20 protein-coding genes and 2 pseudogenes are annotated in these 22,251 nt (G+C 51.7%); 17 read left to right on the top strand and 5 right to left on the bottom strand.

What is annotated here, in order from left to right; all coding sequences use genetic code 11:
• The first annotated feature begins 28 nt into the window (after nt 1–28).
• From aldA to HV302_RS12095, 5 genes and pseudogenes are all read left to right on the top strand, one after another.
• A complete protein-coding gene (gene aldA, locus HV302_RS12075; protein ID WP_181627380.1) occupies nt 29–1,468 on the top strand; it encodes an aldehyde dehydrogenase in 1,440 nt (479 codons plus the stop codon).
• A gap of 149 nt (nt 1,469–1,617) precedes the next feature.
• A complete protein-coding gene (cybB, locus tag HV302_RS12080) occupies nt 1,618–2,148 on the top strand; it encodes a cytochrome b561 (protein WP_019076843.1) in 531 nt (176 codons plus the stop codon).
• A gap of 171 nt (nt 2,149–2,319) precedes the next feature.
• The gene (locus HV302_RS12085; RefSeq protein ID WP_016153176.1) at nt 2,320–2,739 is read left to right on the top strand and encodes a translesion error-prone DNA polymerase V autoproteolytic subunit; all 420 of its coding nucleotides are present in this window, start codon (nt 2,320–2,322) and stop codon (nt 2,737–2,739) included.
• A gap of 2 nt (nt 2,740–2,741) precedes the next feature.
• Complete coding sequence (locus HV302_RS12090) at nt 2,742–4,010, top strand: Y-family DNA polymerase (RefSeq protein WP_029139549.1); 1,269 nt, start codon at nt 2,742–2,744, stop codon at nt 4,008–4,010.
• A 278-nt stretch (nt 4,011–4,288) separates the two neighbouring features.
• Nucleotides 4,289–4,690: pseudogene (locus HV302_RS12095) on the top strand (histidine-type phosphatase); the annotation flags it as partial.
• An 11-nt stretch (nt 4,691–4,701) separates the two neighbouring features.
• On the opposite strand, the gene HV302_RS12100 reads toward HV302_RS12095, so the two are convergent.
• A protein-coding gene (locus HV302_RS12100) for an IS1 family transposase (RefSeq protein ID WP_223429336.1) occupies nt 4,702–5,399 on the bottom strand; the annotation gives its coding sequence in 2 pieces (ribosomal slippage) (nt 4,702–5,150 and nt 5,150–5,399; 699 coding nt in all).
• 357 nt (nt 5,400–5,756) lie between these two features.
• On the opposite strand from HV302_RS12100, the gene HV302_RS12105 reads away from it, so the two are divergent.
• The 3 genes and pseudogenes from HV302_RS12105 (at nt 5,757) to HV302_RS12115 (ending at nt 9,041) form a co-directional block, all read left to right on the top strand.
• Entirely contained in the window at nt 5,757–6,032 is a 276-nt protein-coding gene (locus HV302_RS12105) for a metal/formaldehyde-sensitive transcriptional repressor (protein ID WP_003833178.1), read from the top strand.
• A gap of 32 nt (nt 6,033–6,064) precedes the next feature.
• Entirely contained in the window at nt 6,065–7,183 is a 1,119-nt protein-coding gene (locus HV302_RS12110; protein WP_016153173.1) for an S-(hydroxymethyl)glutathione dehydrogenase/class III alcohol dehydrogenase, read from the top strand.
• Between the two features lie 169 nt (nt 7,184–7,352).
• Nucleotides 7,353–9,041, top strand: a pseudogene (locus HV302_RS12115) (methyl-accepting chemotaxis protein).
• 45 nt (nt 9,042–9,086) lie between these two features.
• Here the strand turns inward: HV302_RS12115 and pcaQ are convergent.
• Nucleotides 9,087–10,010: a pca operon transcription factor PcaQ gene (gene pcaQ / locus HV302_RS12120; RefSeq protein WP_003020288.1), complete on the bottom strand. Its 924-nt coding sequence runs from the start codon at nt 10,008–10,010 to the stop codon at nt 9,087–9,089.
• Nucleotides 10,011–10,240: 230 nt separating this feature from the next.
• Between pcaQ and HV302_RS12125 the strand changes: the two genes are divergently transcribed.
• From HV302_RS12125 to rimL, 5 genes are all read left to right on the top strand, one after another.
• On the top strand, nt 10,241–11,143 hold the full coding sequence (locus HV302_RS12125) for a manganese-dependent inorganic pyrophosphatase (RefSeq protein ID WP_181627381.1): 903 nt from the start codon (nt 10,241–10,243) through the stop codon (nt 11,141–11,143).
• Between the two features lie 120 nt (nt 11,144–11,263).
• Entirely contained in the window at nt 11,264–12,607 is a 1,344-nt protein-coding gene (gene hglS, locus HV302_RS12130; RefSeq protein WP_181627382.1) for a 2-oxoadipate dioxygenase/decarboxylase HglS, read from the top strand.
• 193 nt (nt 12,608–12,800) lie between these two features.
• Entirely contained in the window at nt 12,801–14,456 is a 1,656-nt protein-coding gene (locus HV302_RS12135) for a glucan biosynthesis protein D (protein ID WP_029139548.1), read from the top strand.
• Between the two features lie 167 nt (nt 14,457–14,623).
• Nucleotides 14,624–14,848, top strand: coding sequence for a YdcH family protein (locus HV302_RS12140; RefSeq protein WP_003833168.1), 225 nt, complete (start codon nt 14,624–14,626; stop codon nt 14,846–14,848).
• Nucleotides 14,849–14,950: 102 nt separating this feature from the next.
• On the top strand, nt 14,951–15,496 hold the full coding sequence (gene rimL, locus HV302_RS12145; protein WP_016156595.1) for a 50S ribosomal protein L7/L12-serine acetyltransferase: 546 nt from the start codon (nt 14,951–14,953) through the stop codon (nt 15,494–15,496).
• Here the strand turns inward: rimL and ydcK are convergent.
• Nucleotides 15,488–16,468: a YdcK family protein gene (ydcK, locus tag HV302_RS12150; RefSeq protein WP_181627383.1), complete on the bottom strand. Its 981-nt coding sequence runs from the start codon at nt 16,466–16,468 to the stop codon at nt 15,488–15,490. The two genes, rimL and ydcK, sit on opposite strands and share 9 nt — an antisense overlap.
• A 113-nt stretch (nt 16,469–16,581) precedes the next feature.
• Here ydcK and tehA point away from each other — a divergent pair, with 113 nt between their 5' ends.
• The 3 genes from tehA (at nt 16,582) to HV302_RS12165 (ending at nt 19,009) form a co-directional block, all read left to right on the top strand.
• The gene (gene tehA, locus HV302_RS12155) at nt 16,582–17,583 is read left to right on the top strand and encodes a dicarboxylate transporter/tellurite-resistance protein TehA (RefSeq protein WP_181627384.1); all 1,002 of its coding nucleotides are present in this window, start codon (nt 16,582–16,584) and stop codon (nt 17,581–17,583) included.
• Entirely contained in the window at nt 17,583–18,179 is a 597-nt protein-coding gene (gene tehB / locus HV302_RS12160; RefSeq protein ID WP_181627385.1) for a tellurite resistance methyltransferase TehB, read from the top strand. Before tehA ends, tehB begins: the two co-directional genes overlap by 1 nt.
• A 155-nt stretch (nt 18,180–18,334) precedes the next feature.
• On the top strand, nt 18,335–19,009 hold the full coding sequence (locus tag HV302_RS12165; RefSeq protein WP_019076834.1) for a DUF3313 domain-containing protein: 675 nt from the start codon (nt 18,335–18,337) through the stop codon (nt 19,007–19,009).
• 35 nt (nt 19,010–19,044) lie between these two features.
• On the opposite strand, the gene HV302_RS12170 is transcribed toward HV302_RS12165, so the two are convergent.
• On the bottom strand, nt 19,045–19,953 hold the full coding sequence (locus tag HV302_RS12170) for a DMT family transporter (protein WP_016153163.1): 909 nt from the start codon (nt 19,951–19,953) through the stop codon (nt 19,045–19,047).
• A 184-nt stretch (nt 19,954–20,137) separates the two neighbouring features.
• On the opposite strand from HV302_RS12170, the gene HV302_RS12175 reads away from it, so the two are divergent.
• Nucleotides 20,138–21,007 carry an AraC family transcriptional regulator gene (locus HV302_RS12175; RefSeq protein ID WP_046275602.1) on the top strand — a complete coding sequence of 290 codons (870 nt, stop codon included), beginning with the start codon at nt 20,138–20,140 and terminating at the stop codon, nt 21,005–21,007.
• Here the strand turns inward: HV302_RS12175 and HV302_RS12180 are convergent.
• Nucleotides 20,990–22,156: a benzoate/H(+) symporter BenE family transporter gene (locus HV302_RS12180; protein ID WP_181627386.1), complete on the bottom strand. Its 1,167-nt coding sequence runs from the start codon at nt 22,154–22,156 to the stop codon at nt 20,990–20,992. The genes HV302_RS12175 and HV302_RS12180 overlap by 18 nt on opposite strands.
• Nucleotides 22,157–22,251: the final 95 nt, after the last annotated feature.

A 22,251-nucleotide genomic window follows, 5' to 3' on the forward strand; every position in this document is an offset into this window, starting at 1 on the left:
AAAAACAAATCAATCACAGGAGAGCCGCATGTCAGTACCCGTACAACATCCTATGTATATCGATGGGCAGTTTGTGACCTGGCACGATGATGCCTGGATTGATGTCGTCAATCCAGCCACGGAAGAGGTGATCTCGCGTATTCCCGATGGACGTGCCGAGGATGCGTGTAAAGCGATCGATGCTGCACAGCGCGCTCAGCCGCAATGGGAAGCGCTGCCCGCCATTGAACGGGCGAACTGGTTACGCAAAATTTCTGCGGGTATCCGTCAGCGAGCCAGTGAAATCAGCGCCCTGATTGTGGCGGAGGGTGGAAAAATACAGCAACTGGCTGAGGTCGAAGTCTCGTTTACCGCCGACTATATCGATTATATGGCGGAGTGGGCGCGTCGCTATGAAGGCGAGATCCTGCAAAGCGATCGTCCGGGCGAGAATATTCTGCTGTTTAAGCGCGCTTTGGGCGTGACTACGGGCATTCTGCCGTGGAACTTTCCGTTTTTCCTGATTGCCCGCAAACTGGCTCCCGCACTGTTGACGGGTAATACCATTGTCATTAAGCCGAGTGAATTTACACCGAATAACGCCATCGCCTTTGCCAAAATTGTTGATGATATTGGCTTGCCGCGCGGCGTATTTAATCTGGTGCTGGGACGTGGTGAAACGGTCGGTCAGGCGCTGGCCGCAAACCCGAAGGTGGCCATGGTGAGCATGACCGGTAGCGTCGGGGCGGGTGAGAAAATTATGGCTGCGGCGGCTAAAAATATCACCAAAGTTTGTCTGGAGTTGGGCGGCAAGGCCCCGGCTATCGTGATGGATGATGCCGATCTTGAACTGGCCGTAAAGGCAATTGTTGACTCGCGGGTGATCAACACCGGACAGGTATGCAACTGTGCCGAGCGCGTGTACGTTCAGAAAGGTATTTATGACCAATTCGTCAATCGTCTGGGCGAGGCGATGAAAGCCGTGCAGTTTGGCAATCCGGCTGAGCGCAATGATATTGCAATGGGGCCGCTGATTAACGCCGCTGCGCTGGAGCGTGTAGAGCAGAAAGTTGCACGAGCGGTGCAGGAAGGCGCCAGAGTGGTGCTGGGCGGTAAGGCCGTTTCCGGCAAAGGGTATTACTATCCACCGACGTTACTGTTAGACGTGCGCCAGGAGATGGCGATTATGCACGAGGAGACGTTTGGTCCGGTGCTGCCGGTGGTAGCGTTTGATACGCTGGAACAGGCGCTGATGATGGCCAATGACAGCGATTACGGTCTGACCTCATCGATCTATACGCAGAATCTGAATACGGCGATGAAGGCGATCAAAGGGCTGAAGTTTGGCGAAACCTATATTAATCGTGAAAACTTCGAGGCGATGCAGGGCTTTCATGCTGGCTGGCGCAAGTCCGGGATTGGCGGAGCTGACGGTAAACACGGTCTGAACGAATATCTGCAAACGCAGGTGGTGTATCTGCAGTCCTAAGTTTTCGCCGGGTGAGCCTGTACGCCACCCGGCGCAATTCTCACACTTTGCTGGCGATCCATAAGAATAAGCCGGGTGAGCAAAAGTTAATGAATTTTTAACAAAAGCCCGTTATGGTGACGCATTATTGTTTTTATTCAGGAAGTGTTATGGGGAATAAGTATTCTGGCCTGCAAATTGGCATTCACTGGCTGGTCTTTTTGTTGGTCATTGTGGCCTACAGCGCTATGGAGTTTCGCGGATTTTTCCCGCGCAGCTATCGTCCCTTATTTAACATGGTGCACGTATCCTGTGGCATCACTATTTTAACGCTGATGGTGGCGCGTCTGCTGGTCAGGCTAAAATATCCGGCACCGCCGATTGTGCCAAAACCGAAGCCGATGATGACCGGAATGGCGCATCTGGGGCATCTGGTTATCTATCTGCTGTTTATTGTTCTGCCGATTATTGGACTGGTGATGATGTACAACCGGGGTAACCCGTGGATTGCATTCGGCATCGTTATGCCGCATGCGGCAGAGGCCAATTTTGATGTAGTGGATATGCTGAAGTCCTGGCACGTGACGCTGGCAAATCTGGGCTATTTTGTTATTGCTCTGCATGCCGCTGCGGCCCTGATGCACCACTATTTCTGGAAGGACAATACGCTGCTGCGCATGATGCCGCGAAAACGCTCCTGATGTAATGCCCCGCAAATGCGGGGTATTTTTTTAGCCGATTATTTTTCCAGACATCATAAAAACTTACCGGCAAGATGGTTAAACAACGTCCAATTCATCACACTCGCTACTTGATTGCTGCTCTTATTAAAACTACTGTATATAAATACAGTAAATGAGAGGCAGATTATTATGTTGTTTTTCCAGCCTGCGGAACGCCGCGAAATTAAACACTTTCCGTTATTTAGCGATCTTGTGCCCTGCGGTTTTCCATCTCCTGCACAGGACTACGTTGAGAAACGTATCGACCTCAATGACCTGCTGGTACGGCATCCCAGCGCAACCTATTTTGTTAAATCATCGGGCGACTCCATGAGGGGAGCAGGGATCGGCGAGGGCGATTTACTGATTGTCGACAGCGCCAGAAAACCTGCCCATGGAGACATCGTTATTGCCGCCGTTGAGGGCGAATTCACCGTTAAACGCCTGCAATTACATCCGGTTGTGATGCTGAAGCCAGAGAACAGCGCCTACGCGCCGATCATGATTAGCAGCGAGGACACGCTGGATATATTTGGCGTGGTGACATTTATCATTAAAGCAGCGGGCTGATGATGTTTGCACTGGTGGATGTTAACGCGTTTTATGCCAGCTGTGAGTCGGCATTCCGGCCTGATCTGAAAGGGAAGCCCGTTGTCGTTCTTTCAAATAACGATGGTTGCGTTATTGCCAGCAGCGTAGAGGCAAAGGCGCTTGGCGTTAATATGGGCGCTCCGTACTTCAAACAGAAAGATCTGTTCAGGCGCTATGGCGTGTTCTGTTTTAGTTCGAACTACGAACTGTATGCGGATATGAGCAGCAGGGTGATGTCGATTCTGGAGGAGTTGTCGCCACGCGTGGAGATATACAGTATTGATGAAGCCTTTTGTGATTTAACGGGCGTGCGAAACTGCAGGGATCTTACGGATTTTGGTCAGGAAATCAGAGCAACCATTTTGCAGAAAACACGTCTCACGGTTGGGGTCGGCATTGCTCAGACCAAAACCCTGGCCAAACTGGCGAACCATGCGGCCAAAAAGTGGCAGGAACAGACGGGCGGAGTCGTGGATCTCTCAAATATTGAACGCCAGCGTAAGCTGATGGCAGCACTCCCGGTTGATGAAGTCTGGGGCATCGGACGCCGTATCGGCAAGAAACTGGACGTCATGGGCATTAAAACGGTTCTCGACCTCGCGGATACTGATATTCGCTTCATTCGTAAACATTTCAGCGTCGTGCTTGAGCGAACCGTCCGGGAATTGCGCGGTGAGCCTTGTCTGGCGCTGGAAGAGTTTGCGCCGGATAAGCAGGAAATTATCTGCTCAAGATCGTTTGGTGAAAAACTCACGGATTACAACGCCATGAGAGAGGCCATTTGCACCTATGCTTCACGTGCTGCGGAAAAGCTGCGCAGAGAACACCAGTACTGCCGGTTTATCTCTACGTTTATCAAAACCAGTCCGTTTGCCCTGAATGAACCTTATTACGGTAACAGCGCATCGATAAAACTGCTGACGCCAACTCAGGATAGCCGGGACATTATTACAGCAGCCACGCGCAGCCTGGACGCCGTTTGGCGAGAGGGGCTACGTTATCAAAAAGCGGGCGTTATGCTGGGGGATTTTTTTAGCTCTGGCGTTGCACAGCTGAATCTTTTTGATAATAACGCCCCGCGGCGTAACAGCGATAAATTGATGGACCTACTGGATACTCTTAATGCTGAAAAGGGGAAAGGAACGCTCTACTTTGCTGGGCAAGGGATACAGCAGCCGTGGGCGATGAAGCGAGACATGCTTTCGCCACGTTATACAACGAGATACAGTGATTTGCTGCGGGTAAATTGATAGTCAAACAAGGCTTACGCCCACCTTATTTATACCGGATCAATTATCCTTTCAATGACAGGACGTTGTAAATTGCCAACGATTCCATAACCTTGGATACCTTTCCAGCGCGGCTAAATTAGCGCTCCTTTAATACTTCGATAAGAGACAAAGTTGATATTCAAAAAGTTGGATTGTTGTGAACTCAGGAGTAGGATTATTTCTATCTGATAGAACCAGTTATCGAACTGGCTTATACGAGTTGTTTGTTTTTCACTTACGAAAAGGTGGTGCTGGTAATGAGTACATTCATCATTCGTTTATTAATTTTTTCTCTCTTATGCGGTTCTTTCTCAATACGTGCTGAAGAGCAGAACGGTATGAAACTTGAGCGGGTTGTGATAGTGAGTCGTCATGGAGTAAGATCACCTACGAAGTTCACTCCAATAATGAAAGATGTCACACCCGACCAATGGCCACAATGGGATGTGCCGTTAGGATGGCTAACGCCTCGTGGGGGAGAACTTGTTTCTGAATTAGGTCAGTATCAACGTTTATGGTTCACAAGCAAAGGTTTGTTGAATAATCAAACGTGCCCATCTCCAGGGCAGGTTGCTGTTATTGCAGACACGGATCAACGCACCCGTAAAACGGGTGAGGCGTTTCTGGCTGGGTTAGCACCAAAATGTCAAATTCAGGTAATGACTCCAACTTACTGATAGTGTTTTATGTTCAGATAATGCCCGATGACCTTGTCATGCAGCTCCACCGATTTTGAGAACGACAGTGACTTCCGTCCCAGCCTTGCCAGATGTTGTCTCAGATTCAGGTTATGTCGCTCAATGCGCTGAGTGTAACGCTTGCTGATTACGTGCAGCTTTCCCTTCAGGCGGGATTCATACAGCGGCCAGCCATCCGTCATCCATACCACGACCTCAAAGGCCGACAGCAGGCTCAGAAGACGCTCCAGTGTGGCCAGAGTGCGTTCACCGAAGACGTGCGCCACAACCGTCCTCCGTATCCTGTCATACGCGTAAAACAGCCAGCGCTGACGTGATTTAGCACCGACGTAGCCCCACTGTTCGTCCATTTCCGCGCAGACGATGACGTCACTGCCCGGCTGTATGCGCGAGGTTACCGACTGCGGCCTGAGTTTTTTAAGTGACGTAAAATCGTGTTGAGGCCAACGCCCATAATGCGGGCGGTTGCCCGGCATCCAACGCCATTCATGGCCATATCAATGATTTTCTGGTGCGTACCGGGTTGAGAAGCGGTGTAAGTGAACTGCAGTTGCCATGTTTTACGGCAGTGAGAGCAGAGATAGCGCTGATGTCCGGCAGTGCTTTTGCCGTTACGCACCACCCCGTCAGTAGCTGAACAGGAGGGACAGCTGATAGAAACAGAAGCCACTGGAGCACCTCAAAAACACCATCATACACTAAATCAGTAAGTTGGCAGCATCACCGAAACCCCCGGTTTGTAGTCGGGGGTATTCGTATTGTTCATAATTACATGAGTCTTCAACTGACTGCTCTTTGCGAGTGACAATCCAGTTACACTGCTCCAGAAAAAATCCGGACTGTTCAGCGATGCAGAATACATCGAAAAGCGCTCGGTGTTGCGGCTCTAAAACCGCTTAACACGGTGATATGCCCACATATGTCTAAATGTGCTGTTTGTACAACGTATTAAATAATAACAAGTTATTTATTTTACAATTAGTTAAAAAGACTGATAGTATACCCCCCTATAGTATTTGGAGGGCGTATGCCGCATTCACCCGAAGATAAAAAACGCATTCTCACCCGTGTACGCCGTATTCGCGGTCAGGTTGATGCGCTTGAGCGCGCGCTGGAGTCCGGCGAGCCGTGTTTGGCTATCCTGCAACAAATTGCCGCCGTGCGCGGCGCATCCAATGGCCTGATGGGCGAAATGGTTGAGATCCACCTGAAAGACGAACTGGTCAGCGGGGAAACAACCCCAGACCAGCGTGCCGTGCGCATGGCTGAAATCGGCCATCTTCTGCGTGCTTATCTAAAATAACACCATCACCTCGCAATAATGGGAAGAGACAAATGAAATCACGTGCAGCAGTTGCATTCGGCCCCGGCCAACCGTTAAAAATTGTCGAAATCGATGTCGCACCGCCAAAGAAAGGTGAAGTGCTGGTTAAAATTACCCACACAGGCGTGTGCCATACTGATGCTTTTACGCTCTCAGGTGACGATCCGGAAGGGGTTTTCCCGGCGGTGCTCGGCCATGAAGGTGGCGGCATTGTGGTTGAAGTGGGTGAAGGCGTTACCAGCCTGAAACCGGGCGATCATGTGATCCCGCTATACACCGCAGAATGTGGCGAGTGTAAGTTCTGTAAATCGGGTAAAACTAACCTGTGTCAGGCCGTACGTGCGACCCAGGGCAAAGGTCTGATGCCGGATGGCACAACCCGTTTCTCGTATAACGGCGAGCCGATTTATCACTATATGGGCACAAGCACCTTCAGCGAATACACCGTTTGCGCGGAGATCTCTCTGGCGAAGGTTAACCCGCAGGCTCCGCTGGACAAAGTGTGTCTGCTGGGGTGTGGCGTGACCACCGGTATCGGAGCGGTCCATAACACCGCAAAAGTGAAAGAAGGTGATACCGTCGCCGTATTTGGTCTGGGCGGCATTGGCCTGGCGGTGATTCAGGGCGCGGCGCAGGCGAAAGCCGGGCGTATTCTGGCCGTTGATACCAATCCGGAAAAATTTACGCTGGCAGGTGAAATGGGCGCGACCGATTTCATCAATCCGAAGGATTACGACAAACCGATTCAGGATGTGATTGTCGAGCTTACCGATGGCGGCGTGGACTTTAGTTTCGAATGTATCGGTAACGTTAACGTGATGCGCGCTGCGCTGGAATGCTGCCATAAAGGATGGGGCGAAAGCATCATTATTGGCGTGGCAGGAGCCGGACAAGAGATCAAAACTCGTCCGTTCCAGTTAGTTACCGGGCGTGTCTGGCGCGGTTCCGCGTTTGGCGGCGTGAAGGGGCGTACTCAGCTTCCTGGTATGGTTGAAGATGCGATGAGCGGGAAAATTCAGTTGGATCCGTTTATTACCCACCGTTTACCGCTGGAGCAGATTAACGACGCGTTCGATTTAATGCATCAGGGTAAATCCATCCGTACCGTTATCCACTTTGGCGATAACTGATTCATTGGCCAGCGGATTTCACCGCTGGCACTTTCCTGAATTTTTTAGAATTATGTTGTGAAAGTGTGACGAATCCGGCGCTTTTCACGGTAAGTAAACTTCCCGGATTGCCGATGACTATCTAACGGGCGTGTTTTCACGCATAAACCCTACAAGAGAGTCGACGGTCATGGACAACACTACATCGATGCAAGCCCAGCATAAACTGGGCTTTCTGCATCAAATCCGGCTGGTTCCGCTGTTTTCCTCCATTCTCGGTGGCATCCTTCTGCTGTTCGCCTTAAGTTCCGGGCTGGCAAGCTATTTTCTTATGCAGGCCGATCGCGATCAGCGCGACGTAACCGATGAGATTCAGGTCAGGATGGGGTTATCTAACAGCTCTAACCACTTGCGTACCGCGCGTATCAACATGATCCACGCCGGCGCGGCGAGCCGTATTGCCGAAATGGATGACATGAAGGCCAATATCGCCGAGGCAGAAAAACGGATTAAGCAATCGCAGGACGGTTTCAATGCTTATATGTCACGCGCGGTAAAAACGCCTGCCGATGAAGCGTTAGACGCTGAACTGAGCGCCAGCTTCAAAGCCTATACCGACGGCTTACAGCCGATGCTGAAGTACGCTAAAAACGGCATGTTTGAAGCGATCATCAACCATGAAAATGAACAGGCCAGACCGCTGGACTCTGCTTACAACAAGGTGCTGTTAAAGGCGATCGACATTCGTACCACCAGGGCGAATCAGTTAAGCGAACAGGCGCATCAGCGTACACAGCTTGGTATGGCTTTTATGCTGGGCGCATTTGTTCTTGCGCTGGCGCTGACCGTGATGACGTTCATTGTTCTGCGCCGTACCGTCATTCATCCTCTGTTGCGTGCCGCCCAGCGTATTGAGCAAATTTCAGCGGGGGATCTCACCATGCCGGAGGAACCGACCGGGCGCAGCGAAATTGGTCGCCTGAGCCGCCATCTGCAAACAATGCAACGTTCGCTGGGGACAACGGTAGGCACGGTGCGTCAGGGCGCGGAAGAGATTTATCGCGGTACCAGTGAGATTTCGGCGGGGAACACCGATCTGTCTTCACGTACCGAACAACAGGCTGCGGCGATTGAACAAACGGCGGCCAGCATGGAAGAGTTGACGGCGACGGTGAAGCAAAACGCCGACAACGCGCATCATGCGAGCAAGCTGGCAGAAGATGCCTCCGGTAAGGCCAGTCGGGGCGGTCAGATGGTTTCTGGCGTGGTCAAAACTATGGGCAATATCTCAACGAGTTCGAAGAAAATCTCCGAAATCACAGCCGTTATTAACAGCATTGCTTTCCAGACCAATATTCTGGCGCTGAACGCAGCGGTTGAAGCGGCGCGGGCAGGAGAGCAGGGCCGTGGGTTTGCCGTGGTTGCCAGTGAGGTGCGCACGCTGGCAAGCCGCAGCGCTTAGGCGGCAAAAGAGATTGAAGGATTGATCAGCGAATCAGTCCGACTGATTGATCAGGGCTCCGGAGAAGTGGTCGCTGCGGGCAATACGATGACGGATATTGTCGATGCGGTAAAACGCGTCACCGACATTATGCTGGAAATTGCAGCGGCCTCTGATGAGCAGAGCCGGGGTATCGTCCAGGTGAGCCAGGCAATTTCAGAAATGGATAAGGTAACGCAGCAAAATGCCTCGCTGGTTGAAGAAGCCTCTGCCGCAGCGGCATCGCTGGAAGAGCAGGCGGCGCGCTTAACGGAAGCTGTTGGCACATTCCGTTTAACAGGGACAAGTGCTATTAAACGCGCGCCTGTGACGACAAAGCCTGACCATTCACGCCCGCAGGCGGCAACTGCCAGTGGCGATAACTGGGAAACGTTTTAACAATAAAATCAATTAAGGGACCTGATGGTCCCTTAATTTTTGGCATCAAAACGGTACGGTTTTGCGTATTGCGGCGATCAGGATCTGCGCGGCCTGAGAGAGCTGCACATCGACACGGGTAAGAATACCAATGGGTTCACCCGCACCGTGGGTGGGTATCGGCAACGACACCAGCGTCGCCTGGCGTAAATCTTCTCTAACCGCGCCTGAAGGGACAAACCACACATAGTCGTAATCGACCGTAAGTTGGCGGGAGAGTGATGCTGACAGCGTTTCAATACAGCCCGGCGGCATTTTGCAGCCCTGACTTTGCAACAACGCCTCTGCGTGCTGGCGAGGGGCGGTTCCTTTTGGTGAAACCACCACCGGCCACTCCATCACCCGACTCAGCGTGATGGTTTCCTGCAACAACGGGTGGTTAGGGCGCACGACCAGTTTGAGCGATTCCAGAAATAACAGCTCGTAGTTCAGACCAACCATCAATTCCGGATCGGCCATACGGCCAATGCCGAGATCAATTTCCCCTGACTTTAAACCCGCCAGGATCATGGGATTGCTCATGGTGGCAACCTGCAGCGTGGTCTCCATTTGCTGCTTATGGAACGGGCCAATGACCGCTGGCAGAATGCCCAGGGCCGCGGTGGGTAAGGCACCAATTCGTACGACATCCGTCTGTGACTCTTCGCGCTGGTTTAAGGCTTGTCCGGCGGTGTTGAGCGCATCCAGCACTCTGACTGCGTGGGTAAGAAACTGTTCTCCGGGCAGCGTTAATTGTGCGCCAAGGCGGCCACGCTCAAAGAGCCGGGTACCGGTCAGTTGCTCCAGTTCATTCAGCGTTTTGGAGAGGGCTGGTTGGCTCAGGTTAAGGGTCTCAGCCGCGCGGCCCAACGTTCCCTGCTGTGCAACGGCGACAAAAGTATGAAGGTGGCGCAAGCGAATGCGCTGATTGAACAGAACATTTTTTTCCATAAGCGATGTTAAAAACAGAGTCGTATCGGTGACAAGTGAAGTTGTTCGATTTTGATAACTTGATAGCAAAATATTATTAACATTTATCCTATTTTACTTACAACTGATTTATTTTGCTTATGTTTTGTACAGCGCCACCGGGTGGTGGGATCATGGAAGAGAATCCGTCCAGTCGATATACTTTCGTTATTGTTTGCTTTTGAACCATTATCTTCACAAGGTACTGATTAATGATAGATGTAATAGGGCACCTTAATCCCGATAGCGATGCCATTTGTACCGCCGCCATGACGGCGCGTTGGCTTACTTTACGTGGCCAGCAGGCGACGGCATGGCGTCTGGGCGAACCTAACCGCGAAACGCAATTTATCTTTGAGCATGCAGGACTGACGATGCCCGAACGGCTGACGTTTGAACTGACCGATCGTGATGTGTGGCTGGTCGATTTCACCGAGCTTGCCCAGGGGCCGGCATCGCTGGCAGAAAGTAACGTCGTGGGAATTATCGATCATCACCGACTCGGTGGATTAGTCACTCGTCTGCCACCTGAAGTGTGGGTGAAGCCAGTCGGCAGTAGCGCGACGCTGTTATGGCAACTGATGACGGAAGAGGAGCGCAGCCAGTTGTCTGCCGCTGAGGCCGTTTTATTGCTGGGTGCCGTATTGAGTGACACTGTCACGCTTCGTTCGCCAACGACCACCTCTGACGATCGCCTGGCGGTGGAGGCCCTGGCCCAAAAAACCGGTGTGGATCTCGAGGCGTTTAGTCGCGACCTGCTGTCTGCTAAAACAAGCGTGGAAGGCATGAGCGCTCGCGAGCTTCTGCAGAAAGACATTAAAACCTTCACCATTCATGGACATTCTGTTTGTGTGGCGCAGCTTGAACTGTATGCGCTGCAACAGGTGGATGCGGTGCTGGACGATCTCCGTCTGGAAATGGCGCGCTATGCAGAGGAAAAGAATGCCGCGCTGGTTGTACTGATGCTCACCGATATCAATCTGGGCGACACCAGCCTGTGGTTTACCGGTACAGCGCTGTCAGACATCCCGCAGCCCTGTAAGGTGGAGGGGATGCTCAGCCGTAAAAAACAGATGTTGCCCTGGCTGGAAAGTCATTTAAAACCACGCCAGTAGGTTCTGTTCACCGTCTGTAGGGGTGGGAAATTTACGCGGGGTCACACTTTGTAAATTCTTCCCACCGGAGTCAGCGGCGTTTTCTACACTCCAGGTAATATTCACTGGAGGCATGACATTATGGCGAACACCATCACGGCAGATGAGATTCGGGAACAATTTTCGCAGGCAATGTCAGCAATGTACCAGCAGGAAGTCCCGCAATATGGCACGTTGCTGGAACTTGTCGCTGATGTGAATCTGGCGGTACTGGAAAATAATCCTACGCTGCATGAAAAACTGGCGAATGCAGATGAGCTGGCCCGGCTAAACGTTGAGCGCCACGGCGCCATTCGGGTGGGCACTGCGCAGGAGCTTTCTACGCTACGCCGGATGTTTGCCATTATGGGCATGTATCCGGTGAGTTATTACGATCTCTCCCAGGCCGGTGTTCCCGTGCATTCCACCGCGTTTCGTCCCATTGACGATGCGTCGCTTTCGCGCAACCCGTTTCGGGTATTCACCTCGTTATTGCGCCTCGAATTAATCGAAAACGCCGCGCTACGGCAAAAAGCCGCGGAGATCCTCGCGAAACGCGATATTTTCACCCGTCGTTGTCACGAACTGCTGGATGAGTTTGATGTGCAGGGCAGTTTTACGCCTGAGCAGGCGCAGGAGTTTGTGCAAGAAGCGCTGGAAACTTTCCGCTGGCATCAGCATGCCACGGTCGATGAGGCGACCTATCACGCATTGCACAATGAGCACCGGCTGGTTGCTGATGTGGTGTGTTTCCCTGGGTGTCATATTAACCATCTGACGCCGCGTACGCTGGATATCGACCGGGTTCAGTCGATGATGCCGGAGTGCGGCATTGAACCCAAAATACTGATTGAAGGGCCACCGCGCCGCGAGGTGCCCATTTTATTGCGTCAGACCAGTTTTAAAGCGCTGGAAGAGCCGGTGTTATTTGCCGGTGAAATGCGTGGCACTCACACGGCGCGTTTTGGTGAAATCGAACAGCGCGGCGTGGCCCTGACGCCGAAAGGCAGAGCATTGTACGACGAATTGCTGAATAAAGCGGGAACGGGAAAAGACAACCTGACACATCAGCTGCATTTGCAGGAGGTGTTCAAAGCATTCCCGGACAGCGAATTTCTGCTGCGCCAGCAGGGGCTTGCCTGGTTCCGCTACCGGCTGACGCCGTCGGGCGAGGCGCATCGACAGGCGATTCGCCCGGATGACGACCCGCAGCCGCTCATTGAGCGGGGCTGGCTGGTTGCTCAGCCCATTACCTACGAAGATTTTTTACCGGTGAGCGCCGCGGGGATTTTCCAGTCTAATCTGGGGAATGAAACTCAGGCTCGTAGCCACGGTAATTCCAGTCGCGACGCGTTTGAACAGGCGCTGGGTTGTGCGGTTTATGATGAGTTTGCGTTGTATCAGGAGGCGCAAGATCGCAGTAAACGGCGGTGTGGTTTACTTTAATTGAATTTACATGGGATTCGGTCTGTTCCCATCGACATAAAATATTTTCGATTTTGTACAGATAATCGGCGACCAACAATTGGATTATTAATGAATTTTGTCTAGAGTGAGCGGTCAGAAATGTGCACTCTCTTGCCGCTGATTATGGCCGGCGCGGGACCATTTACACGACCAGAAGGACTCACTTTCAGGCATGAATCGCAGACGATTTATTAAAGGTTCAATGGCAATGGCCGCCGTGTGCGGAACCAGTGGTATTGCATCACTCTTTTCCAGCGCCGCCTTTGCGGCAGAGTCTGACATTGCAGACGGAAAAACCGTACGTTTTGATTTTTCCGTTCTGCAATCGATGGCCCATGACTTAGCACAGAAGCCCTGGGGCGGCGCACCGCGCGCGTTACCTGACACGCTGGCCAAACTGACGCCTCAGGCCTACAACAGCATTCAATATGACGCAGAGCAGTCTCTGTGGAACAATGTTGAAAATCGTCAGCTTGATGCGCAGTTCTTCCACGTGGGAATGGGCTTCCGTCGCCGCGTACGCATGTTCTCGGTTGATGGCAGCACGCATATGGCGCGCGAAATCCACTTCCGTCCGGAACTGTTTAAATACAATGATGCGGGTGTGGATACCAAACAGTTGGAAGGGCAGACTGACCTCGGGTTCGCCGGGTTCCGCGTGTTTAAAGCGCCAGAATTAGCCCGTCGCGATATCGTTTCTTTCCTGGGCGCCAGCTATTTCCGCGCCGTGGATGACACCTATCAGTACGGTTTATCGGCCCGCGGTCTGGCGGTAGATACCTACACCGACAGCAAAGAAGAGTTTCCTGATTTCACCTCTTTCTGGTTCGAAACGGTCAAACCGGGCGCAACCTCCTTTACCGTGTATGCGCTTCTCGACAGCCCCAGCGTAACCGGCGCATTTAAGTTCGTGATCCACTGCGAGAAAACGCAGGTGATCATGGATGTACAAAACCACATCTATGCGCGCAAAGACATCAAGCAGCTCGGTATTGCACCGATGACCAGCATGTTTAGCTGCGGCAACAACGAACGTCGGATGTGTGACACCATTCACCCGCAAATTCATGATTCCGACCGTCTGGCGATGTGGCGGGGCAATGGCGAGTGGATCTGCCGCCCGCTGAATAACCCGCAAAAACTGCAGTTCAACGCCTATACCGATAACAACCCGAAAGGGTTTGGCTTGCTGCAGCTCGATCGCGACTTCTCCCATTACCAGGATATCATGGGCTGGTACAACAAGCGTCCGAGCCTGTGGGTCGAACCGCGTAACCAGTGGGGCAAGGGGACTATCGGCCTGATGGAGATCCCGACGACCGGCGAAACGCTGGATAACGTCGTCTGCTTCTGGCAGCCTGAAAGGTCGATCAAAGCGGGCGATGATCTGGAATTCAAATATCGCCTGTACTGGAGTGCTCAGCCGCCGGTGCGTTCACCGCTGGCTCGCGTGATGGCGACCCGAACAGGCATGGGCGGCTTCCCGGAAGGATGGGCGCCGGGCGAGCACTACCCGGAAAAATGGGCGCGACGTTTTGCTGTTGATTTCGTTGGTGGCGATCTAAAAGCCGCCGCGCCGAAGGGTATTGAACCGGTGATTACGCTCTCCAGCGGTGAAGCGAAACAGATTGAGATCCTTTACGTGGAACCTATCGACGGTTATCGCATTCAGTTTGACTGGTATCCGACCTCTGACTCAACCGATCCGGTAGATATGCGTATGTTCCTGCGTTGTCAGGGCGACGCCATCAGTGAAACCTGGCTGTATCAGTACTTCCCGCCAGCGCCGGATAAACGTCAGTACGTTGACGACCGCGAGATGCGTTAATCACTCCCTTTACGGCTCTCCGAATGGGGAGCCGTATCCGTAATCCTCTTCACAACCATTCTGTACACTATTTACTCGATCCCGTTCGCATTTTTCTGTAAGTCAAGTGGGTACTCTGGAGGTGTGTATTTCTTATACACGTTCTTTTCCACTAACAGGGAGAAAGTATGTTTCCAGAATACAGAGACCTTATTTCCCGACTGAAATCCGAGAACCCTCGCTTTCTGTCCTTATTCGAAAAACACAACAGCCTTGATCATGAGATCTCCAGACTGGAAGGTTCGGATGGTCGGGGGTATAGTTTGGACATTGTTCGCCTTAAGAAACAGAAACTCCACCTGAAGGAAGATCTGCTCAAAATATTGCAAAAAGAGAGTGTCAGTGAGAGCTAAGTAAAACGGCGCTTGCTGTGTAAAAGGGCTTCCAAAAGGGAGCCCTTCCTGTTTTTATTTGATGAGCAGGGTGGCCTGCTTAACCATCATAATGGAATGAAAATGTCAGAAGTGATTACCATCAACGACACGCTGGAACTGCGTGCCGTAGAAGAGCAACACGTCACGCCTCTGCATCAGTTGGTGCTTAAAAATAAAAGCTGGCTCCAGCAGTCGCTGAACTGGCCGCAGTTTGTTGCCTCTGAGGAGGACACCCGCAAGAATGTGCAGGGCAATATGATGTTGCACCAGCGCGGTTACGCCAAAATGTTCCTGATTTTTGCGCAAGAAAATGTGGTCGGGGTTATCTCGTTTAACCAGATAGAACCGCTGAACAAAGCGGCTTATATCGGCTACTGGCTGGATGAGGAGCATCAGGGTAAAGGCATCATGTCCCAGGCGCTACAGGCCTTAATTCATCATTATGCGCAGCGTCAGGAGATTCGCCGCTTCGTGATTAAATGTCGCGTAGAAAACGTTGAGAGCAATCAGGTGGCGCTGCGTAATGGCTTCCAACTGGAAGGATGTATGCAACAGGCGGAATTCCTTAATGGTGATTACTATGATGTGAATCTCTACGCCCGCATCATTGATGGCTCTTCAGAATAAACCTGCGATAGGCGTGCGCGTAATGCGCTGTTCACCGTTAATCACTTTCGGTCCGCGTAGGTGAATGGTATCGCCATCAAACGCCTGGATATGCGCCTGACCGGCTATCTCAATGTGATGCTCGATCAGCACTTCGCCCAGCACGCAGACGTGGCCTTCAATCAGGATGTGGTCGTCTAACTGGAGCGGTCCACCGCGTAATTGCGCATGACCGCCGACCAGCACGTGGTGTTTCAGCACGCAGTTACCTTCAACTACCGCGTGCTCCGCCACCTGCGAACTGTAGCGTAGGGTAGGTATGGCATCTTCTTCACTCCCGGCGATGACGCGCGCATATCCATAGACTTTGGCGCAATCGCAAATCCAGACATTGTTCTCTTCATTACCTTCCACCTGTGCGAAATCAAAAACTTCCGCCCGATGTTCAATAAAGGCATAGTTGATTTTCGCATCGCCATAGATCTGCGCCTGATGCACCACTCGTGAGTGGCTGACAAAAGCCCGATCATAAATTTGCAGGAGCTGGTCGCTTTCACGGGTTAGCCCCCTGGCGGCGATGATTTCAGAGTCACACACCACGCGCGCATCACCAAAGACAAGGCACTCGCCGCGAACCACAGAATCCTGAATGGTGACGTTGTCACGTATTTGCGCGTTATGACTGATTTCAGCCTGGTCAATCCACACGTCATCGCTAATTTGCGCGCCATCTCTGACCACGCTTGCCTGTGTAATGCGGGCGTTTCCTGTAATCGTCGCGCCGGAAAATGCGAGCGCGTTTTCATCGTAAATCCAGCAATCACCGCTTTGTGACAGCACGCTTTCATTGTCGATCCAACCACCGGGCGTACCGGCCTGGACATCATTAAAATCAGTGAGCGCAATGATTTGGCGTAGTAATACGCTTTTTTTATTGCCATTATCCTGGTAACTAAAGGATCGAGACTCATCGCTGAGACGATATTTGGTCATAGCTCATTTCCATGTTGCGCACCTTAGTTAAACGTAGCAAAGTTTTCCGCACTGGCTAAATCAGCGGAAATTCCATAAAATGCATTTCAAATATACTTTAAAAAATAAACAAAATGAGTAAGAACAAACAGAGTGAGCGGGTCCTCAATCTTCCGGCCGGTTATTTTGGCATGGTACTGGGCATCATTGGGATGGGGTTTGCGTGGCGTTATGCCAGTCAGGTGTGGCCAGTGAGTCACTTGATTGGCGAAGGTTTAGTGATCCTCGCAATGGTCATTTGGGGGCTGCTGACGCTGGCTTTTCTGAGCCGTTTACTGCGTTTTCCGCATAGCGTATTGGCGGAAATTCGTCACCCGGTGATGAGCAGTTTTGTCAGTCTGTTTCCGGCCACAACGATGCTGGTCGCGATTGGTTTTGTCCCGTGGTATCGACCGCTGGCGATTGGGTTGTTCAGCATTGGCGTGGTGATACAGCTGGCCTACGCCGCCTGGCAAACGGCAGGGTTGTGGCGTGGATCGCATCCAGAGGAAGCCACCACGCCGGGTCTGTATCTGCCGACCGTCGCCAATAACTTTATCAGTGCAATGGCCTGTGGCGCACTGGGTTTCAACGACGCAGGATTGGTGTTTTTAGGCGCCGGGGTTTTTTCCTGGCTCAGCCTGGAGCCGGTGATTCTGCAACGTTTACGTAGCTGCGGCGAGTTGCCTGCGGTGTTACGTACTTCACTTGGCATTCAACTGGCGCCTGCGCTGGTCGCCTGCAGCGCCTGGCTTAGCGTCAACGGCGGCGAGGGCGATACGTTAGCCAAAATGTTGTTCGGCTATGGTCTGCTGCAACTTTTGTTCATGCTACGGCTCATGCCGTGGTATTTGTCACAGCCATTTAATGCGTCTTTCTGGAGCTTCTCGTTTGGCGTGTCGGCTCTGGCAACAACAGGGCTGCATCTGGGCCACGGTAGCGAGTCAGGATTTTTTCATACGCTGTCGATCCCACTGTTTATTTTTACCAATTTTATCATTGCATTATTACTGGTACGTACGTTTGCATTGCTGATGCAGGGGAAACTGCTCATCCGCACGGAGCGTGCTGCGTTACTGAAATCTGAGGATAAATAATGACCCTTTGCGACGAAAACTACTTTACTGAGAAATACGATTTAACTCGTACGCATTCCGATGTTGTTGAAGCGGCAAACATTGTTAAGCCAGGTAAAACGTTAGACCTGGGCTGCGGTAACGGTCGTAACAGCCTGTACCTTGCGGCAAACGGTTATGACGTGACAGCATGGGATAAAAATCCCATGAGCATCGCTAACCTTGAGCGTATAAAAGCGGCGGAAGGGCTGACCAATCTGCACGCGAACGTCTCGGATCTCAACGCATTACACTTTGATGGCGAATATGATTTTATTCTTTCTACCGTTGTGCTGATGTTCCTTGAAGCCAAAACTATCCCTGGCCTTATTGAAAATATGCAGCGTTGCACTAAACCGGGCGGATATAACTTAATTGTCGCGGCGATGGATACCGATGATTTTCCGTGTACCGTGGGTTTCCCGTTCGCGTTTAAAACCGGAGAATTGCGCAATTATTACAGCGGATGGGATCTGCTGAAATATAACGAAGACGTGGGTGAACTTCATCGTACGGATGAAAACGGTAATCGAATTAAACTGCGCTTTGCCACAATGCTGGCACGCAAAACTGCCTGAACCTCCCGCCCGGGTTAACTCTTTCTGCGCTCAGCATTTTTTGTGCCGGGCGTAGAGAGAAAATTGTGCGGTGTTTACCATTTTTAGTACATCCAAAATGAAACGGTTTTGCTATGCTTTTTAAGCATCATTGCGAAAACTAAAGGGATCGTTTCATGCGTACTCAAACTTTATTTAAAGTTGCAGTGCTTACTGGCTTGTTGGCATTATCCGGCTGTGCGTCAAAAGTGACTGCGCCGGATAAATATTCTGGGTTTTTAAAAAATTACTCTGATTTGAAGGAAACACAATCAGCATCGGGACAAACCGTACTCCGTTGGGTTGATCCGAGCTACAACGAATCCAAATATGACAACATTGTATATAACCCGGTAACGTATTATCCGGTTCCTAAACCTACCACGCAGGTAGGGCAGCAGGTTCTTGATCAACTGCTGACCTACACCAATACCCAGTTGAAATCCGCCATCAGCAAGCGTAAGCCCCTGGTTACTACCCCTGGGCCACGTAGCCTGATTTTCCGCGGAGCGATTACCGGTGTTGCAACGAGCAAAGAAGGACTGCAGTTCTATGAAGTGATCCCGGTTGCGCTACTCGTTGCGGGAACACAAATGGCAACGGGTCACCGTACCATGGATACCAACCTCTATTTCGAGGGTGAGTTGATTGATGCTGCGACCAATAAACCGGTAATTAAAGTTGTACGTAAGGGTGAAGGTAAAGATCTGAGCAACGAAAATACGCCGATGGCGTTCGAAACGTTGAAGAAAGTTATTGATGACATGGCGACGGATGCCACCATGTTTGACGTGAACAAAAAACCACAATAATAATCAACGCACCATCTCAGGATGGTGCGTTTTTTTTATGCCACCCGGCGTCGATAGAATAGTTTACCCATCAGCACTTCTGGTCGGGCAAACATCACCATATTCCCCAGTAAAATCAATACCAATCCGGCAATAGCGTTAACTTGCCAGACGTATCCTTCATACAATGTTGACAGCGTTAGCGCAACCAGCGGGAAAAGCAGGGTACTGTATGCCGCCCTACTGGGACCAATGCGACCTACCAGTGTGAAATAAGCGCCGAAAGCAATCACTGAGCCAAAAATAGCCAGATATAACAGCGCGCTGAGATAGCTGAATGTCCACTGTGGCGTAAAATTGTCCCCGCGCATCAGCGCAATGGCAGCGATCAACAGCGTGCCGTACAGCATGGCCCAACTGTTGGTCGTTAACACTTCCAGCCCTTTTTTCTGGTGACGCATGCTGATCATATTACCCAATGAGAAACCGAAGGTTCCAAGGGCGCTTAAGCCGATACCCAGCAGCAAGGAATGATTGAATCCGCTGTTGAGCAAATCCTGCCAGAACAGAGTCACAATGCCCGTCAGTCCAAGACCGGCTGCTATATAGAAACGCAGCGGTGGTTTTTGCCCAAAAAAGATGAAGCTATTGACCGCATTGAACAGGACGGCCATTGAGAAAATCACCGACTCCAGGCCGGTATTAATCCAGGCCGCAGCCGTATAAAAACACCAGAAGTTGAAGCAAAAAACGCATCCACCCTGTAACAGACAAAACAGATGATCGCGACCAGACAGTTTGCGTAATTTACCGCTAACCAGCAGGATCACTATCATCAGCGAACTGGCAACGGCGAAGCGCCAAAAGATAGAAACCGGCGCAGAAACCGGGCCCTGCTGCAAATAAATCGCAATCCATGTCGTTCCCCAAATTACCACCACCAGGCAGTACAACAGTGCGTTCATACAACTCTCTCTTTTTTGGATTCAGGTTCACACTGTGTCATGTCTGGCGGCAGGAGGCTTTCATCAGTTTGCGGCGGACTTGCAAAATCTTGCGCTTTTTTAGCGTAAAAGCGAAAAGGAAGCTGTTAACAATATGTGGCTGTTATAGACTGAAAGCCTGCTAACTTATTTTGAATGTGATGGTATGCCTCAGCCCTACGATGCCTTTGAAAACTTACGCAAACATAATGCCGTGCTGCATGAATCGGTTGCGTTACATTCAGGGATCCAACTGGCGGCCTGGTCAAACAAGCGCGATACCATCACCCAGTATTGCGATCACCATACGCTCAGTTTATATATCGCGGATGGCTACGAGAGTTACCACAAAACGGCGGGGGGCTGGAAGAATGGCGGCGGACCGGACCGTTTTTGCCTGATGCCGAAAGAGAGCGAGTCAAGTTGGGATATCCGCGACGATCTTTCCTTTGTTCATCTCTATTGTACCGACGAACATCTACGCGAAGTGGGTGAAAAAGTCTGGGATAAAAGCCCCTATAGCTTCACGCTGGACGAGCACACGTTTGGCAGTGACCCGGGGATCACGGCGGTTTACCGTCAGTTTCTGCTTGATAACGACTGGCAGCAACCGGCCAATCACCTCACGCTCAGCGCGGCATCTTCGCTACTGTTAACGCATCTGATCCAGCATTACAGCAACGTCCAATGGCGACTGCCCACCGTCACCGGGGGACTCGCGCCCGTCACCTTGCGTAACGTGCTGGCCTATATTGACGCGCATCTGGCGTACCCAATCACCCTGAACGATCTGGCTAGCGAGGCGGCGCTTAGCGAATTCCATTTTGCCAGAATGTTTCGCCAGTCGATGAATATGGCACCGCATCAGTACGTGATGCAACGTCGTATGGCGCTGGCGCAGCATCTGGTCTGTTACACTTCACGCAGTTTGTCAGATATTGCGATGACCTGCGGATTCAGTTCGGCAAGCCATTTTAGTAACCGGTTTAAACAGGTAACCGGTAAAACGCCAACGCAGCTACGTGCGGCGAAATAACGTCAACACGGCGTAGCAGATACCGCCTACGACCAGCCCCCAGAATGCAGATCCAACCCCCAATAACGTCAGGCCGCTGGCCGTGACCAAAAACGTAACGATGGCTGCGTCGCGTTCCGCTTCATTATGCAACGCCTGATACAAACTACCGCTAATCGTCCCGAGCAAGGCCAGACCGGCCAGCATCTGGATCCAGCTTACGGGCAGTGCCGCCATTAGTCCTGTGACTGAACCGCCAAACACCCCAGCCAGAAGATAGAAGACGCCAGCCGCGGCGGCGGCGAGCCAGCGTCGTTTGGCATCAGGATGCGCTTCGGGACTTTGGCAAATTGCGGCGGTTATGGCGGCAATGCAGATGGAGTAGACGCCAAACGGCGAAAACAGCAGCGCCAGCAGACCGGTAAAGATAATGAGCGGTGAAACGGGTAATGAATAGCCCGACGCATTCATAGTGGCAATACCTGGGGCATTTTGCGAAGCCATGGTAACCAGAAACAGCGGTAGCGCAATGCTGATACTGTGGGCAAATGAAAAGTGTGGGGCAATAAACGCAGGCATGACCGGCGATAAATTCACTCCGCTTGTGACAATGTCACCTTTTATTAGCGCGATAGCGATACCCGCCAGCATCGCGGCGATCGTCGCGTACCGTGGGGCTGTGACTTTAAATACCAGCCATGCCACCAGCATACTACCGCACAAAATAAGCTCACTGTTGAGGCTATTAAAGGCCTGCAGACCAAAGCGCAGCAGGATCCCGGCCAGCATGGCTGATGCCAGTGAGTGGGGGATTATTTTCATCAGACGGGCAAACAATCCGGTTATGCCGCACAGCACAATCAACGCGTTAGCTACGATAAAAACGCCGATAGCATCCTGAATCGATACCCCGTGCAGACCCGTAACCAGCAGCGCGGCGCCAGGTGTTGACCAGGCCGTGAGCACAGGAGCGCGATACCATAACGTCAGCGCCAGCGTACTGACGCCCATTGCAATCCCCAGCGCGGTCATCCAGCCCGCGATTTGATCGGTGGTCGCACCTGCGGCCAGGGCCGCTTGCCAGATAATGGCAGCCGAGCTGGCGTAACCGACCAGGACAGCCACAAAACCCGATAATACGGTGAATAGTGGGATGGAGAATGCGCGCATAGTCACTCCGTGTGCGTTATAACGGTCAATCAATGTAGCACTGTGCGTTATAGCGTACAAGTGCTAAGCTGTAGCCTTGAGAAAGGAGAGTCAGG

It is taken from the genome of Citrobacter sp. RHBSTW-00859, from assembly GCF_013729795.1.
GTDB lineage: Bacteria > Pseudomonadota > Gammaproteobacteria > Enterobacterales > Enterobacteriaceae > Citrobacter > Citrobacter braakii.

What these genes read in the sequence shown, in the direction of transcription:
- aldA (WP_181627380.1), top strand. Translation starts at nt 29, where the DNA reads ATGTCAGTACCCGTACAACATCCTATGTATATCGATGGGCAGTTTGTG.
- cybB (WP_019076843.1), top strand. Translation starts at nt 1,618, where the DNA reads ATGGGGAATAAGTATTCTGGCCTGCAAATTGGCATTCACTGGCTGGTC.
- HV302_RS12085 (WP_016153176.1), top strand. Translation starts at nt 2,320, where the DNA reads ATGTTGTTTTTCCAGCCTGCGGAACGCCGCGAAATTAAACACTTTCCG.
- HV302_RS12090 (WP_029139549.1), top strand. Translation starts at nt 2,742, where the DNA reads ATGTTTGCACTGGTGGATGTTAACGCGTTTTATGCCAGCTGTGAGTCG.
- HV302_RS12105 (WP_003833178.1), top strand. Translation starts at nt 5,757, where the DNA reads ATGCCGCATTCACCCGAAGATAAAAAACGCATTCTCACCCGTGTACGC.
- HV302_RS12110 (WP_016153173.1), top strand. Translation starts at nt 6,065, where the DNA reads ATGAAATCACGTGCAGCAGTTGCATTCGGCCCCGGCCAACCGTTAAAA.
- pcaQ (WP_003020288.1), bottom strand. Translation starts at nt 10,010, where the DNA reads ATGGAAAAAAATGTTCTGTTCAATCAGCGCATTCGCTTGCGCCACCTT.
- HV302_RS12125 (WP_181627381.1), top strand. Translation starts at nt 10,241, where the DNA reads ATGATAGATGTAATAGGGCACCTTAATCCCGATAGCGATGCCATTTGT.
- hglS (WP_181627382.1), top strand. Translation starts at nt 11,264, where the DNA reads ATGGCGAACACCATCACGGCAGATGAGATTCGGGAACAATTTTCGCAG.
- HV302_RS12135 (WP_029139548.1), top strand. Translation starts at nt 12,801, where the DNA reads ATGAATCGCAGACGATTTATTAAAGGTTCAATGGCAATGGCCGCCGTG.
- HV302_RS12140 (WP_003833168.1), top strand. Translation starts at nt 14,624, where the DNA reads ATGTTTCCAGAATACAGAGACCTTATTTCCCGACTGAAATCCGAGAAC.
- rimL (WP_016156595.1), top strand. Translation starts at nt 14,951, where the DNA reads ATGTCAGAAGTGATTACCATCAACGACACGCTGGAACTGCGTGCCGTA.
- ydcK (WP_181627383.1), bottom strand. Translation starts at nt 16,468, where the DNA reads ATGACCAAATATCGTCTCAGCGATGAGTCTCGATCCTTTAGTTACCAG.
- tehA (WP_181627384.1), top strand. Translation starts at nt 16,582, where the DNA reads ATGAGTAAGAACAAACAGAGTGAGCGGGTCCTCAATCTTCCGGCCGGT.
- tehB (WP_181627385.1), top strand. Translation starts at nt 17,583, where the DNA reads ATGACCCTTTGCGACGAAAACTACTTTACTGAGAAATACGATTTAACT.
- HV302_RS12165 (WP_019076834.1), top strand. Translation starts at nt 18,335, where the DNA reads ATGCGTACTCAAACTTTATTTAAAGTTGCAGTGCTTACTGGCTTGTTG.
- HV302_RS12170 (WP_016153163.1), bottom strand. Translation starts at nt 19,953, where the DNA reads ATGAACGCACTGTTGTACTGCCTGGTGGTGGTAATTTGGGGAACGACA.
- HV302_RS12175 (WP_046275602.1), top strand. Translation starts at nt 20,138, where the DNA reads ATGCCTCAGCCCTACGATGCCTTTGAAAACTTACGCAAACATAATGCC.
- HV302_RS12180 (WP_181627386.1), bottom strand. Translation starts at nt 22,156, where the DNA reads ATGCGCGCATTCTCCATCCCACTATTCACCGTATTATCGGGTTTTGTG.